Genomic DNA, 15,542 nt, shown 5'->3' with positions numbered 1-15,542 from the left:
AGTTGCTATTTATAAACAATATTGAAATTACTCTTCATTTGGTTCAGGTAATCAATTGTAAATAGAAGTTACTGCGCCAACACACCAACAATGTCAAGACAAACGGATAAGCAATAAAAAAGGAGTCTTTCGACTCCTTCTGGTTATATCACTTTTATCAAGTAGTAATTCCTTCTCCCTTTTTGCAGCATCAAAAACTGACCGTTAATCAAGTCTTTTCCAGTAATTGTGTATTCCGCAGACACTTTTTCTTTGTTGAGTGAAATAGCGTTTTGCTGCAATTCTCTTCTGGCTTCACTGTTCGAAGCTAAGAAACCGGTTTTGGCTGCAAGTGCAGCTATCATGTCCATACCGGCAGCAATCTCCGCTTTGGCTACTTCGGCCTGAGGCACGCCTTCAAAAACCTCTAAGAATGTTTTGGTATCTAACTTTTTCAAATCATCCATTGTTGGACTGAAGAATGCTCCCGAAGCGAATACCGCTTTTTCAAACTCTTCTCTTCCGTGAACAAAAACGGTAACTTCTTCCGCCAAACGTTTTTGCAATACACGCAAATGTGGTGCCGTATGATGCTCAGCAATTAAAGTCTCAACAGTATCTTTATCTAAAAAAGTAAAAATCTTAATGTATTTTTCGGCATCAATATCGGTCGTATTCAACCAAAATTGGTAGAATTTATATACTGAAGTTTTATCGGCAGTCAACCAAACATTCCCGCCTTCGGATTTTCCGAATTTAGAACCATCGGCCTTCGTAATTAACGGACAGGTCATCGCGTAAGCTTTGGCGCCTTCCCCATTCATTCTGCGCACCAACTCGGTTCCGGTAGTGATATTTCCCCATTGGTCGCTGCCACCCATTTGCAACAAGCAGTTGTGCGTTTTGTACAAATGATGGAAGTCATATCCCTGAATCAATTGATAGGTAAACTCGGTAAAACTCATCCCTTCGCCGCTTTCGCCACTCAAACGCTTCTTCACCGAATCTTTGGCCATCATGTAGTTTACGGTAATTCTTTTCCCCACATCGCGGGCAAAATTGATAAAGGAAAAGTCTTTCATCCAATCGTAATTGTTCACCAAAACAGGCGCATTGGCCGCAGTAGAATTAAAATCTAAAAAGCGGGAGAGCACAGCTTTAATTCCGGTCACATTTTTCTCCAGAGTAGCTTCGTCCAAAAGGTTTCGCTCGTCTGATTTTCCCGAAGGATCACCAATCATACCCGTAGCTCCACCTACTAAAGCAATGGGTTTGTGTCCAAAACGCTCCAAGTGTACCAACAGAATAATCGGCACCAAACTCCCAATGTGCAACGAATCGCTTGTAGGATCAAACCCAATATACGTCGTGGTCATTTCCTTTAAAAGTTGCTCCTCCGTTCCGGGCATTATATCGTGAACCAAGCCACGCCATTGCAATTCTGCTACTAAATTTCTCATGATGTAATCAAATTTGCGCAAATATAATCAGAATTGATTATTTAGGAGCGAAAGGTTCGGGATTTATCGGCGGTCCGTGTTCCTGCTTTTCGCGCTACACGGTAGCTGCTGCAATCAGGGCTAACAGAAAATCTTTCCGCGGGTTGGTAAGCCCAAAATAATTCCTGATTCCTAATTCCTAATTTGTAATTTTGCGCTATGATATTAGTAACAGGTGGTACAGGTTTAGTCGGAGCTCATTTGCTGTTGCATTTGGCAGAAAAAGAAAATAGAGTCCGGGCCATTTACAGACAAGCTTATCGTATTGAATACACCATGAAGCTTTTTTCGCTTTATGATAAATACCATTTGTTTCGCAAAATCGAATGGGTTCAGGCCGACATAACCGATGTTTCATCGCTCGAAAGAGCGTTTGAAGGCGTTTATTTTGTTTACCACTGTGCGGCCCTGATATCGTATGATCCCAAAGATGAAAAACTGTTGCGCAAAGTAAATATTGAGGGTACGGCCAATATTGTAAATCTTTGTTTAGATTATAGTGTTTTCAGGTTGTGTCACGTTAGTTCTATAGCGGCATTAGGCGATTTGGCCGGTCATGAAAAACAAATTACAGAAGAAACCGAGTGGAATCCTGAAGCCCCCCACAGCGATTATGCCCTATCAAAATACGGCGCAGAAATGGAAATTTGGCGCGGTCGTGAAGAAGGGTTGGACGTGGTTATTGTAAATCCGGGAATTGTTTTCGGACCCGGTTTCTGGAAAGAAGGAAGCAGTTTATTTTTTTCTTCCGTAAAAAAAGGATTTCCGTTTTATACCAAAGGCACAACTGGTTACGTTGGCGTTGATGATTTGGTAAAAATAATGATTCAATTGTTACGCATCTACGAATCGGGGGAGCGGTATATAGTTGTGGCTGAAAATCTGAGTTTTCAAGATGTCATTTTCAACATAGCCGATAAAGTACAAGCTAAAAAGCCAACGATAGAAGCTAAACCTTGGATGTTATCATTAGCCTGGCGTTGGGATTGGTTTTGTTCTACATTTTTTAAAACCAAAAGAAGGCTTTCAAAATACAGCGCTCTTGCGTTAACTTCAGCTGATTTTATTTCTAATGAGAAAATAAAAAGACAACTCAACTACGAATTCCAAAGCATGGATTCAGTTATAGAGGAAGTAGTGCGTTTGAGCAAAAAGCCAGTTACTGAACTTGTGGAATATCAGGATTAGTTGGCGAAATTTCACCATTTACACTGTTGCCCAGCTTTTTGTTTTGTTCGTCTAGTTTTGCTTTAACTTTTACAAATATCTTTTTGTATTCATCAACGTCAGAGGCATAATACTTATTGCTTTGCGCTAGCTGAACACTATCGATTTTGTACTTTTTATAGATGTACTCGTTAGCTTTTTTTGTGTTAATTCCCCCGCCGATATTTTGTGCTTTTATGGCTTCCAGCAAAGACAAATCATACAGAATGTCTACCATTTTGTCCTTATCTATGAGGTTTTTGGGTTTTTCCATTCTGTTACTGCACCCTAGAAAAAAGAACAGCAAACTAATCAGTACAGCACTATAACTTTTCATGTTTTATTTTTTAGCGGTTAAAAAGCAGGCGTTTTCCAACCGGAGTTTCTTTTACTTCAGAATTTTGATATACCAGTTCACCATTTACAAATGTATGGGTAACCTTCGATTTAAAGGTATAGTCTTCAAATGGCGACCAACCGCATTTGTACAGTAAGTTGTCCTTGGTTACTTTCCATGGCGAGGCATTGTTGACAATGGCCAAATCAGCATAAAAACCTTCTTTAATAAACCCGCGTTTTTCAATTTTGAAAATCTTGGCCGGGTTGTGGCACATCTTTTCGACTATTTTTTCGATAGAAATTTTACCCTGATGGTTGGCTTCAAACATAGCAACTACCGCATGTTGTACCAATGGTCCCCCCGAAGGTGCTTTTAAATATGATTGTTGTTTTTCTTCCAGCGTATGCGGGGCATGGTCGGTGGCAATTACGTCAATACGGTCATCGAGTAGCGCTTCCCAAAGAGCACTGCGGTCGTTGGCTGTTTTTACTGCCGGGTTCCACTTAATGAAATTGCCTTTAGTGTTATAATCTTCGTCAGAAAACCAAAGATGGTGGATGCATACTTCGGCCGTGATTTGTTTTTCTTCCAGCGGAATGGTATTGGTAAACAACTCCATTTCCTTGGTCGTTGAAAGATGGAATACGTGAAGTCGGGCACCGGTTTTTTTTGCTAATGCAATTGCTTTAGAAGAAGATAAATAGCAGGCTTCCTCACTTCGAATAGCAGGATGGCACGCTACCGGAATATCTTCCCCAAATTGCGTTTTGAATTTTTCCAGATTGGTTCTGATGGTAGCCTCATCCTCGCAATGTACTGCAATGAGCATTTTGGTAGAAGAGAATATTTTTTCTAAAGTCTCCGGATTATCAACCAACATATTACCGGTTGAGGAGCCTAAAAACAATTTAATTCCGGCTACGTTTCTGGGATTGGTTTTCAGAACTTCTTCTAAATTATCATTGGTACCTCCCATCATGAAGGAATAATTGGCGTAAGAAGTTTTGGCTGCTATTTGATATTTTTCTTCTAACAGTTCTTGGGTCACCGCATTCGGAACGGTGTTGGGTTGCTCAATAAAAGAAGTGATGCCGCCGGCTACGGCTGCCCTGCTTTCGGTTGCAATACTGCCTTTATGTGTTAATCCGGGTTCGCGAAAGTGTACCTGATCGTCAATAGCTCCGGGAATTAGATAATTTCCTTCGGCATCAATAATTTGACAATTGGGTTGTTTCGGATGGATGTTTTGGGCTATTTCGATTATGAATTCGTTTTCAATCAAAACATCACCTTCAACAATTTTTCCTTCGTTTACTATCTTGGCATTCTTAATTAAAACGGTATTCATCTTTTTGTTTTTTATAATTGATTGAATAACTTTCTGATTCGTAGTAGAATAACTCCAAAAACGGCTTCTTTTATAATGGCTCCGCTCATTTTGGATTGTCCTTTGGTTCTGTCGGTAAAAATTACCGGGACTTCCTGTATGTTGAAATTTTTGGCGAAAGCCCTGTATTTCATTTCAATCTGAAACGCATATCCGATGAATTTTATCCGGTCCAGATTGATTTTTTCTAAAACTTCACGATGGTAGCATATGAATCCGGCTGTTGCATCCATGATTTTCATTCCGGTAATCATTCGTACATAAACCGAAGCAAAATAGGAGAGCAGTACTCTGCTCAAAGGCCAATTGACCACATTAACTCCGGTCACATAACGCGATCCTATAGCTAAGTCGGCTCCGTTTTTAACACAACAATCGTAAAGTCGTTCTAAGTCGTTGGGATTGTGTGAGAAGTCGGCATCCATTTCAAAAATGTATTCGTATTGGTACTTCAACGCCCATTTGAATCCGTGCACATAGGCGGTACCTAAACCCGATTTTTTTTTCCTTACTGATAAAAACAATCGGCCTTCAAATTCGTTTTGGAGTTCGATGACTTTTTCCGAAGTTTTATCCGGAGAATTATCATCAACAATCAGAATGTGAAATGATTTTGGTAAAGAAAAGACAGCACGAATAATGCTTTCTATATTTTCAATTTCGTTGTAGGTAGGAATAATTACTATGCCGTCGCTCATAAAATAGGATCAATCTTCGATGCAAAAATAAACTTTTTATTACTCGTCTGTCTTAATAATTATATAATAATTTAACAAATAAAAAATTAGTAATTTTGTCGGGATTATGATAGAAACCGTTTTACAGCCGAGAGTTTTAGAGCCTAAAGATTGGGCTACTTATTTGTTTATCCTGTCGTTTGTTTTAATAGCCATTACAAAAACCGCTTTTGAAACGCGTTTCAATGATTTTCTTCGGATACTAGTTTCGGATAAATACATCAAGGTGTACAAGGATACCTCTCACCTGATGAGCGGTTTTACAATATTGCTCTTTATTGTTCAGGTGTTGTCATTTTCTTTTTTTATACAGTTGGTGTTGAGTCATTTTGGGTATGTTTCTAAAACCGACTGGGTGCTTTTTCTTAGGATTTTTACTTTTTTCGGCATTTTTGTTTTGTCAAAATACCTGATAGAGAAAATCATAGCAGCTACTTTTAATATTGAAGAATTCACGGAGCAATTCAATTTGCAAAAAGTAAGCTACCGAACGTTTATAGGGCTGTTACTTCTTCCGGTAAACGTGTATTTGTTTTACAATAATTCTTCATCAAATGTTTTAATTTATTGCGTAATTTTTGTTGTTTTAGCAATTAACTTATTTACTTATCTGATTTCGTTGAAGATTTATCAAAACTTATTCCTCAGCAAGTTGTTTTATTTTATTTTGTATCTTTGCGCACTTGAAATAGCGCCATACTATTTTATATATTATTTGATTACAAAAAATTTAGCACATTAAAATGTCAAATTTGAAAGTGAAAACAATTTTGGTGTCACAACCAGAACCAAAAGTAGAAAATTCACCTTACTTTGAGTTACAACAAAAGCATAAGGTAAAAATTGATTTCCGCTCATTTATACATGTTGAAGGCGTAAGTGCAAAAGACGTAAGGGCTCAAAAAATTGACCTGAACAATTTCACAGCCATCATCCTAACCAGTAGAAACTCTGTCGATCATTTTTTCAGAGTAGCGGAAGAAATGCGCTATAAAGTTCCGGAAGATTTGAAATATTTTTGTCAGTCTGAAGCCATAGCTTTTTACTTGCAGAAGTACGTGGTTTACAGAAAACGTAAAATTTATGTAGGTCAGAAAGACTTTGTTGATTTGTCACCACTTATCAAAAAATATAAAGAAGAGAAATTTTTACTACCGGCATCAGATCAATTGAATTATGATGTGCCACAAACTCTGAATAACCTTAAAGTTGATTGGACACAGGCTACGTTCTACAAAACAGTAATGAGTGATTTGTCTGATTTGGCTGATGTGTATTATGACGTTTTAGCATTTTTCAGTCCAACAGGAATCAAGTCATTGTTCAAGAATTTCCCTGATTTTAAACAAAACAACACGCGTATTGCGGTATTTGGCAGTACTACTCAAAAAGAGGCTTTGGAACACGGTTTAAGAATTGATATACTGGCACCAACTCCTGAAACCCCTTCTATGACCATGGCTCTGGAGAAATACATAGCTGATGCCAATAAAGGAAAATAATTTAGTATAAAACGAAATAAAAAAAGCCATTCAAATTTTTGAATGGCTTTTTTCTTTGGTTAGGTTTTGTTTATTATAACTGCGGACCGGCTTTAACTAAGCTTTCTCCTTCTGCATTGTCTGTATATTGAACAAAATTTTTGATAAAGCGTGAGGCTAAATCCTCTGCTTTAGCGTTCCAATCGGCTGCATTTTCATAAGTGTCTCTCGGATCTAAAATAGCTGAATCCACATTGTGCAACGCTGTTGGTACTGTTAAGTTGAAAACAGGAATTGTTTTCGTATCGGCTTTTTCAATTGAACCATCTAAAATAGCGTCAATAATGGCTCGGGTATCTTTAATGGAGATTCGTTTTCCGGTACCGTTCCAGCCTGTATTTACCATGTAAGCCGTTGCATTGTGTTGCTCCATTTTCTTAACCAATTCTTCCCCGTATTTAGTAGGATGTAATGACAAGAATGCTTTTCCGAAACAAGCCGAAAAAGTAGGCTCAGGCTGTGTTACTCCTCTTTCTGTTCCGGCTAATTTTGCCGTGAAACCTGATAAGAAATAGTATTTAGTCTGTTCCGGAGTTAGTTTTGATACAGGAGGCATCACTCCAAAAGCATCGGCTGTTAAGAAGATTACTTTATTTGCATGGCCTGCTTTTGAAACCGGTTTAACGATATTCTGAATGTGATAAATCGGATAAGAAACCCTTGTGTTTTGAGTGACTGAACCATCTTTGAAATCAATAGTGCCATCTGGTGCTACGGTTACATTTTCTAACAAGGCATCTTTTTTGATGGCGGCGTAGATATCCGGTTCATTTTCTTTGCTTAAGTCAATGGTTTTAGCGTAACAACCACCTTCAAAATTGAAAACCCCTTCATCATCCCAACCGTGTTCATCGTCTCCAATTAATTCGCGTTTTGGGTCGGTTGAGAGGGTAGTTTTTCCGGTTCCTGATAATCCGAAGAAGACTGCTACATCACCATCTTTCCCTTTGTTGGCTGAACAGTGCATAGAGGCAATTCCTTGTAATGGCAAATAATAGTTCATCATAGAGAACATTCCTTTTTTCATTTCACCACCATACCAAGTACCGCCGATTAACTGCATTTTTTCAGTAAGATTGAAAGCGATATAAACGTCAGAATTCAATCCGTGAGCAGCGTAGTCTTTAAAAGAGGTCTTTGAACCATTCATTACAATGAAATCAGGTTCGCCAAAATTCTCCAGTTCAGCTTCGGTTGGACGAATAAACATGTTGGTCACAAAATGTGCTTGCCAAGCTACTTCCATGATAAAACGAACTTTCAAACGGGTGTTTTCGTTGGCACCGCAAAAAGCATCCACCACATATAATTTTTTGCCTGAAAGTTGTTCAACTGTAGTTTCTTTTAAAGCTTCCCAAGTATTCGGAGAGATGGGCTTGTTGTCATTTACCGCTTTGTCTGATGTCCACCAAATGGTATTTTCGGTAACACTATCCTTAACGATGTATTTGTCTTTTGGTGATCTTCCGGTAAAAACACCAGTCATTACGTTCACGGCTCCCAATTCTGAAAGTTGTCCTTTTTCGTAGCCAACTAAACTAGGGTCTAATTCGTCACTGTATAATTTTTCGTAAGAAGGATTGTAGATAATTTCGGTAACGTTTTTGATTCCGTATTTTTCTAACGAAATCGATTTCGTAATTTGAGCGTAGTTCTCCATAGAAATTAGTTTGTGTTGTTTTATAAATCAGGGTACAAAGTTAAAAATTAAATTAAAGAAACTATTTTTTTGTTGAAAATATTATCCCTTTCTTTTAGTTAAATTCAGGAATAAAACCGCCCAAGCTGCTATTAGTAAGGCACCTCCGATAGGTGTGATGATGCCAATGGGTTTGAAGTCGATACCGGTTATTGTTTTAGTTGCCAATAGGTAAATAGAGCCTGAAAAGAAAAGGACTCCAAAAAGAACCAGTTGAAAAATCAGCTTTTTAGTTTTTTCTGTAATCGATTGATTCAATCCCAAGAATAGCAAAAACAGCGCATGGTACATTTGGTATTTTACACCCGTCTCAAAAGTTGCCAATTGTTCAATCGTCAAGTGTTTTTTCAACGCATGAGCTCCAAATGCTCCTAATATTATTGCTGTCATCCCAATCAAAGCAGCGATTCTTGTTATTTTTTTTCCCATTGTATTTGATTTCAATACTAAAACACAAATTTATCCGTTATATGCACATCCGAAATAAAATTTGGGTTTTCTTTTAGAAATTTAACAGTTTTAAATATTTTATATTTGCACCATTAAATAAGCAACATGAAGAAAGTGTTTTTTTTCCTTTGTGCCGTTTTGGCGGTAAACTTATCCATAGTAAATGGTCAGCCTATTAAATCAGGTGAGAAATTTGTTTTTTCCGGTTCGTACAATATGAGTGGTTTGATGACTCAATTAGCACAGGTAACGATGAGTACGGAGACAGTGGCTACCTCTAAAAATTCTTATCTGCATTTGAATTGTGAATTATCTACTTACAGCAAATGGGACTCTTTTTTCAAAATCAGAGATATTTATGAGTCATTTGTAAATCCGCTAACCCTTAAGCCGAGTTTGTATAAAAGAAGCATAGACGAAGGCGGCTGGACCAAAAAGGAGAAGTACGTTTTTAAAGATAATAGCGTAAGCAGCACTGCCAAAAAAAGAAACCGACCTGAGACTCACAGAACATTTGCTATAGGGGCTACAACTCAAGATGTCATTTCTATGTTTTACAAAGTGAGAACAATGGATTTTAGTAAATTCAAAGAAGGACAAACTCAGACCTTGATGATTGTTTTTGACGAAAAACAAATTCCAGTAACCATCAAGTATATGGGTAAGGAAACAGTAAATGCCGGGAATTTGGGAAAAAAAGAATGTTATAAAATATCCATCGGTGCTAAAACCGACGCCTTACGCGGAAAAGATAAAAACCTGATTTGGTTGACAGCTGATGCCAAAAAGGTTCCGGCCTTGCTCAAATTCAGTATTCCTGTAGGAACCGGACAATTAGCTTTAACTTCAGCAAGCGGCATTTAATTTTAGAATTATGAGAAAATTGTTTTTAATTCCGGCTGTTGTTTTTACCGTATTAGCAATCGTTTTTTCGGTAATGCCGATGGATACACTAGCTTTTTTGCCTATAGGATTAGCAATTGTCTTTAGTTTGTTAGTCCTCAGAAAATCTGAAGCGGCTCAAAAAAATATACCAAAATGGTTACTGATCATCAGTGTTATTTGTTCAGTTTATGTGCTGGGAAAAACATTTTTAGTAAAAGACGAAGTAGCCCAAGATCAAACTTTTGAAAAAGAAAAAATTGAAAACAACAAAGAATCCAAAAAAGAATTGGAAGAACTTGAAGGTTTGGAATAGGTTAAAAGCTCATCAGAAATGATGAGCTTTTTTGTTTATTTCATACATTTGCCACACAACAAACAAACACTTAAAGCGAAGATTCGCGAAGACTGCAAAAACAATTTTAATCGTGAGTAGACATATTTTAATCATAGGTGCCGGTCGTTCGGCATCTTCATTGATACAGTATCTTTTAAACAAATCAACAGCAGAAAATTTACACCTTACTATTGGTGATTTGTCTCTGGAATTGGCACAACGAAAAACAAACAATCACCCGAATGCCACTGCTATTGCTTTAGATATCAATAATGTTGAGCAACGTCAATCGGAAATCCAAAAAGCTGACATTGTTATATCGATGCTGCCGGCTCACATGCACATTGAGGTAGCCAAAGATTGTGTAACGTTTAAAAAGAATATGGTTACCGCATCGTACGTTTCTGATGCGATGCAAAGTTTGGATGCCGAAGTAAAAGCAAACGGTTTGGTTTTTATGAATGAAATAGGTCTTGACCCGGGGATAGACCATATGAGCGCCATGAAAGTGATACACGAGATAGAGGCCAAAGGCGGTAAAATGATTTTGTTTGAATCGTTTTGCGGAGGTTTAGTAGCTCCTGAAAGCGACAATAATTTATGGAATTATAAGTTTACCTGGGCACCACGCAATGTGGTTTTGGCCGGTCAAGGTGGAGCCGCTAAGTTCATACAAGAAGGGAAATATAAATACATACCGTATCACAAACTGTTTCGCAGAACTGAGTTTTTGGAAGTAGAGGGTTATGGCAAATTTGAAGGATATGCCAATCGCGATTCACTCAAATACAGAAGTGTTTACGGTTTAGATGATGTCTTGACTTTGTATAGAGGAACCATCAGAAGGGTGGGTTTTTCTAAAGCGTGGAATATGTTTGTGCAACTCGGCATGACAGATGATTCCTATGTGATGGAGCATTCGGAAACAATGAGTTACCGCGATTTTATTAATTCGTTTTTGCCCTACCACCCAACAGACTCGGTTGAAATTAAAACGCGTTTGGCGCTCGGAATTGAGCAAGACGATATTATGTGGGATAAACTCTTGGAGTTGGATTTGTTTAACCCTAACAAAATTGTTGGTTTAAAAAATGCATCACCGGCACAAATCTTAGAGCGCATTTTGAACGACAGTTGGACACTGCAACCCAATGATAAAGACATGATTGTGATGTACCATAAATTCGGGTATGAAATTGGTAGTGAACGCAAGCAAATTGATTCTAAAATGGTTTGTATTGGCGATGATCAAACCTATACCGCTATGGCCAAAACAGTTGGTTTGCCGGTAGCTATGGCTACACTCCAAATTTTGAACGGAAACATCAAGACACCAGGTGTGCAATTGCCGATACGCAAAGAAGTCTATGAACCCATATTAAAAGAGCTGGAAGAATTTGGTGTGATTTTCAAAGAAACTGAAATGCCTTATGTAGGCTACAATCCGGATAAGCTATTGGGAAATTAATAGTTTGTTTTATAAATATTTAAAACCCGAAATTACCATGTGATTTCGGGTTTTTTATTTTTTAGATATTAGAGCTTCTTTATATAGATATAATTTAATTGTAATTGAGTTATAACCACAATCATAAATTTTTATCGGTAAAGTTTAATAGTATTGTTTGATTACAAAAGGTTATGCTACATGACCATCAGATTGCAGCCTCTGATATCAGAATTGTCAAAGCGTCCCAGTATTTCAAAAGAATTATTCGCGTATTTTTTGCCTAAATCTTGTGTTGCGATAAAGGAACAAGAATTGATATTGGCTAAGTCAATCACATTAACGCCTCCTGTTTTACCATAATCCACATAAGTCAGAGCATCTTCCGGGTCTCGAACAAGAATTTGCATCCAGGAGGGGCATTCAAAAATACCGTTCCCGAGCGAGTAAGCTTGTGACAGCAGTTCGGTCATGCCGTACTCAGAATGGATGGTGCTTACGCCAAAACCTTTGCAGAGCATATCGTGTAATTCTTCGCGTATGATTTCTTTGCGTTTTCCTTTCATTCCACCGGTCTCCATGATGATGGTATTCTTTAGGGCGAAGTTTTGTTTCTCGATTAAATCCAACAAGGCATAGGTCACTCCTATCAAAATTATATTTTGGCCCGAATTATCTAAATCGATAAGTTTGGAAATGAGCTCGTCATAATTGTGGAGGTAAAATCCGCTGTGCTCGTTTTTGGATGATTCAACTAAATCTTTTACCATATAGATTAATGAAGAACCTTCACGCTCCAGATAGGATGGGAGCAGAGCCAAAACAGTATAATCTTCTATATTTCCGTAAAACTCTGAAAAAGCCAAGCGGTAACTTTGTTCGTATACACTAATATCGGTAACTAGGTGTTTGCTGGTAATCATTCCGGTAGTGCCACTACTGGTAAATGTTTCCTGAATCGGATTTGTATTGGAAACAACATCGTGACTTTTGAAAAACTGAATTGGCAAAAACGGAATTTTATCTAACGATTTTACTTTTTGTATGTCGGTATTAAAGTAATTGCAAAAGGTATGATAGACTTTGTTGTTTTCATATTGATAACGAAAAATCTTTAGCGCTATTTTTTCAAACTGCTTTTGAGAGGAAATGGAGAATATGTCTTGAGAATTCAGCAAAAAATAATTTTTGGCAAAAGTATGAAAAATAAAAAAGCCCTAACTTTCGTTAGAGCTTTTAGTATGAAAAAGAATGATTAGTTAACAACTAATTTTCTGGTAACTGATTTACCTTCTTCTGTAATTTTGATTACATAAACACCACTGTTTAATGAGCTAACATTAACAGCGTTATCAACTGTAGAGGCAGTTAAAACTTGTTTTCCTAACACATCATAAATGGCAACTGACTTAGTGGCGTTTGCTGATGTTTCGATAAACAAGGTTCCTTTAGTAACCGGGTTAGGGTATATTTTTAATCCTGAAATAGAATTTTGATTGTTTTTCAAAGTAGCTGCAGTAACATAAGCCCATGAATCGCCCATTCTTACTTCATCAATATCAATGTTTCCAGTTCCGGCAGTAGCGTTACCAGCTTGTCTTATGGCAAGACTCAATAAGTTTGTGGTTGCTCCAAGAACAGTTGTTCCTGTGGCATTGGTTACCGTTGGGGTTCCTTCGCTGCCTCCAAGAGCAGGGTTAACAAATAAACTGGCAGAATTAGCGGTTCTGTCGTACTTAACCACAACAAAGTAAGTAGTTCCCGGAACATAATCAATAGCTGAATAAGTTGGAGCAGCTGTTCCACCAGGGCCGTTCAAAACACCTAAATTGAATGTTCCTGCAGTTGAGCCGGTTCTGATGTAAATTCTTCCGTAAAAGTTAGTTACACTGGCGCCAGCTGTTGTTCCAAACATCAAAAAGTAATTACCAACAGCATCCGTGTTAAGAGCTAAACCATCTGCATTTGGTAAATTAATTAAAGCGGAGTAGTATGCGTTACCGGTTAGGGGTGTAGCCGATGCTAAATTTACATCTTCAGAGTTTCCGGCAATAATTTGAGTTCTATTTCCTTGAGTGGTAAATCCAGAGTAAGTTAGCGAACCTGCTGTAATAGTTTGTTGACCAGCAGTACCACTGTGTGTTACCCAACCGTTTGCATTCAAAGAACCTGTCCCCATGAAAGGATCAGAAGCTTGTGCTAGTGAAAGGGAAATTGTCAAGAGAGACAATGATAAAGTGTAAAGTTTTTTCATTTTTTTTAAATTTAATTAGCTTACAAATATAAACACAAATTTTCTTAGCAGAAAAAAAAGATTGTAAAAAAACGATTAAAAAAAGGTTAAAAGTTAAAGGATTAACTATCTAACAATTAGTTTCCTAGTAGCAGTAGCGTCGCCTTCTGTGATTTTGATGACATATACTCCCGGTGGAATGGAAGCGATATTTAATTCTTTGGTGGAAACGGTCGTTTGCAATACTTTTTTTCCTAAAACATCAAAGATAGTAACTTCTTTGTCCAAATTAGATTTTGAGGTGATGTATATTTTACCATTGCTAACGGGATTTGGATAAAAACCTAATGCATCACCCCCTTGTTGTTTTCCTTCCTGAGCAAAACCCGAGAAAGTAAACAAACATAAAAAGAAAGTAATATAAAAGTATTTTTTTGCCATGAGGTATATTTGGTTACCACAAATGTATAAAAATTTATTCAAATACTATACCAAAAAAAATCCCTCAAACGTAATTGAGGGATTAATTTAATATTTTTTATGATTGAATCTTAAGGGATTAAACTGGTTCCGTTTACAGTTGACCAAGCTCCCGTAGTCAGATTAGCACCGGTAGCATTTGTATTTGTCGAAAATTTACCGTCAGGAAAAGAAACAACTATTGATGATGTAGCTCCTGCAATTTCTTGTGAAGTGTTAGTGATTTTTAAATTAGTCAGTTTAATTTTTCCACCGCTTACTTGATTTACATTAGTATCAACATCCTGAATTTTCACTGCTGCTCCTAAAAACGTTGTACTACCTTCAAGATAAGAACCATAACCGTCAATCACTACATTGTTGAAATCCCCGTTACCGTTTTTCTTGAATTGTATAGCATCTACTTGTACATCACCGGCAACTTCAGGAGTACAGCCCGCGGCTCTTTTTAAAGTAACATTAGTAAATTTCGGGAAAAAGTCATTATTGTTGGAGGAGGCTTCAATTTCAATGCCAAAATTCCCTTTAATTTCCTGATAAGCATACCAGTTAGAATTGTTTTGTCCTTGCCATCCATCTTGCCAGTCAAAAGCATCGTCATAATTTCCATAAGAAATAGCATTGGTCAAACTTACTGTCCCGCCGTAAAATTCAAATCCGTCATCAGCTCCTTTGTATGAAACTAAATGATCTAATACGGTTCCTGATCCTACAGAGTAGAAAGAAAAACCATTTAATTCTTTAGTTCCGTCGGCCAATTTTTTACCGGCGTATTCTACTCTTACGTATCTCAAAATACCACCATTATGGGTTGGGTTACTTCCTCCGTATTGTTTTGACATGCCGTCTTCTGAAGTAGCTGATGTACCGCCTCCCATCACTTTTGCAGGAGCATCACCATACATTATGATACCACCCCATGAACCGGGAACTTTAGAAACTTCGGTAAATACTACTGGGGAAGATTCGGTTCCGTTGATGATTAATTTACCACCGTTTTCTACCAATAAGGCATTGTCACCATTATTTTTATCGCAGGTAATTGTGCTTCCGGCTTCAATGGTAAGGGTTACTCCGGCTTTTACTTTTACAATTCCTTTTAAAGTATAATTACCATACTCATACGTTTTGTTTGCGGTAATGTCTCCGGTGATTTCTCCTGTTTGCGGAATGATAACAGTATCATTCTCATTGTCGCTGGAACATCCGGTGAAAATACTACTTAGAATGGCTAAGCTTAAGATCAATTTTTTCATTGTTTTTTGTTTTAAGTTGTACTTAGTTATATTGTTGAGCAAATATCTTTTTTAATCCTTTTTCGGGCG

16 protein-coding genes are annotated in these 15,542 nt (G+C 37.5%); 6 read left to right on the top strand and 10 right to left on the bottom strand.

The features are described from left to right. Positions 1–143: 143 nt before the first annotated feature. The gene (gene tyrS, locus EZL74_RS03100; RefSeq protein ID WP_131475125.1) at positions 144–1,439 is read right to left on the bottom strand and encodes a tyrosine--tRNA ligase; all 1,296 of its coding nucleotides are present in this window, start codon (positions 1,437–1,439) and stop codon (positions 144–146) included. A gap of 198 nt (positions 1,440–1,637) precedes the next feature. Here tyrS and EZL74_RS03095 point away from each other — a divergent pair, with 198 nt between their 5' ends. Continuing rightward, a complete protein-coding gene (locus EZL74_RS03095; RefSeq protein ID WP_131475124.1) occupies positions 1,638–2,666 on the top strand; it encodes an NAD-dependent epimerase/dehydratase family protein in 1,029 nt (342 codons plus the stop codon). Here EZL74_RS03095 and EZL74_RS03090 read toward each other — a convergent pair. From EZL74_RS03090 to EZL74_RS03080, 3 genes are read right to left on the bottom strand one after another with little or no spacing between them, the layout of a single operon-like run. Continuing rightward, entirely contained in the window at positions 2,638–3,021 is a 384-nt protein-coding gene (locus EZL74_RS03090) for a DUF4296 domain-containing protein (protein WP_131475123.1), read from the bottom strand. The genes EZL74_RS03095 and EZL74_RS03090 overlap by 29 nt on opposite strands. A 10-nt stretch (positions 3,022–3,031) precedes the next feature. After that, positions 3,032–4,372, bottom strand: a complete 1,341-nt coding sequence (locus tag EZL74_RS03085) for a dihydroorotase (RefSeq protein WP_131475122.1) — start codon at positions 4,370–4,372, stop codon at positions 3,032–3,034. An 11-nt stretch (positions 4,373–4,383) separates the two neighbouring features. Further along, positions 4,384–5,109, bottom strand: coding sequence for a polyprenol monophosphomannose synthase (locus EZL74_RS03080; protein WP_131475121.1), 726 nt, complete (start codon positions 5,107–5,109; stop codon positions 4,384–4,386). Between the two features lie 106 nt (positions 5,110–5,215). On the opposite strand from EZL74_RS03080, the gene EZL74_RS03075 reads away from it, so the two are divergent. Beyond that, a complete protein-coding gene (locus EZL74_RS03075) occupies positions 5,216–5,890 on the top strand; it encodes a DUF4271 domain-containing protein (protein ID WP_131475120.1) in 675 nt (224 codons plus the stop codon). Between the two features lie 10 nt (positions 5,891–5,900). Then, positions 5,901–6,650, top strand: a complete 750-nt coding sequence (locus tag EZL74_RS03070) for a uroporphyrinogen-III synthase (protein WP_131475235.1) — start codon at positions 5,901–5,903, stop codon at positions 6,648–6,650. Positions 6,651–6,723: 73 nt separating this feature from the next. Here EZL74_RS03070 and pckA read toward each other — a convergent pair whose 3' ends face one another. Then, positions 6,724–8,349: a phosphoenolpyruvate carboxykinase (ATP) gene (gene pckA / locus EZL74_RS03065; protein WP_131475119.1), complete on the bottom strand. Its 1,626-nt coding sequence runs from the start codon at positions 8,347–8,349 to the stop codon at positions 6,724–6,726. A gap of 81 nt (positions 8,350–8,430) precedes the next feature. After that, complete coding sequence (locus EZL74_RS03060; protein WP_131475118.1) at positions 8,431–8,817, bottom strand: DUF423 domain-containing protein; 387 nt, start codon at positions 8,815–8,817, stop codon at positions 8,431–8,433. A gap of 126 nt (positions 8,818–8,943) precedes the next feature. Here EZL74_RS03060 and EZL74_RS03055 point away from each other — a divergent pair, with 126 nt between their 5' ends. From EZL74_RS03055 to EZL74_RS03045, 3 genes are all read left to right on the top strand, one after another. Next, positions 8,944–9,702 carry a DUF3108 domain-containing protein gene (locus EZL74_RS03055; protein WP_131475117.1) on the top strand — a complete coding sequence of 253 codons (759 nt, stop codon included), beginning with the start codon at positions 8,944–8,946 and terminating at the stop codon, positions 9,700–9,702. Positions 9,703–9,712: 10 nt separating this feature from the next. Beyond that, positions 9,713–10,036 (top strand): hypothetical protein, encoded by a 324-nt coding sequence (locus EZL74_RS03050; RefSeq protein ID WP_131475116.1) that lies wholly within the window; start codon positions 9,713–9,715, stop codon positions 10,034–10,036. A 112-nt stretch (positions 10,037–10,148) separates the two neighbouring features. Next, on the top strand, positions 10,149–11,525 hold the full coding sequence (locus tag EZL74_RS03045) for a saccharopine dehydrogenase family protein (protein WP_131475115.1): 1,377 nt from the start codon (positions 10,149–10,151) through the stop codon (positions 11,523–11,525). 176 nt (positions 11,526–11,701) lie between these two features. On the opposite strand, the gene EZL74_RS03040 is transcribed toward EZL74_RS03045, so the two are convergent. The 4 genes from EZL74_RS03040 to EZL74_RS03025 form a co-directional block, all read right to left on the bottom strand. Further along, positions 11,702–12,682, bottom strand: coding sequence for a LuxE/PaaK family acyltransferase (locus tag EZL74_RS03040; protein ID WP_131475114.1), 981 nt, complete (start codon positions 12,680–12,682; stop codon positions 11,702–11,704). Between the two features lie 77 nt (positions 12,683–12,759). Next, a complete protein-coding gene (locus EZL74_RS03035) occupies positions 12,760–13,758 on the bottom strand; it encodes a T9SS type A sorting domain-containing protein (RefSeq protein ID WP_131475113.1) in 999 nt (332 codons plus the stop codon). Positions 13,759–13,863: 105 nt separating this feature from the next. Next, complete coding sequence (locus EZL74_RS03030; RefSeq protein ID WP_131475112.1) at positions 13,864–14,178, bottom strand: T9SS type A sorting domain-containing protein; 315 nt, start codon at positions 14,176–14,178, stop codon at positions 13,864–13,866. Between the two features lie 110 nt (positions 14,179–14,288). Then, a complete protein-coding gene (locus EZL74_RS03025) occupies positions 14,289–15,473 on the bottom strand; it encodes a hypothetical protein (RefSeq protein WP_131475111.1) in 1,185 nt (394 codons plus the stop codon). Positions 15,474–15,542 lie beyond the last annotated feature (69 nt).

The sequence above is a fragment of the Flavobacterium silvisoli genome, from assembly GCF_004329815.1.
Lineage (GTDB): Bacteria > Bacteroidota > Bacteroidia > Flavobacteriales > Flavobacteriaceae > Flavobacterium > Flavobacterium silvisoli.
This window is presented reverse-complemented; position numbering and strand designations above follow the sequence as displayed.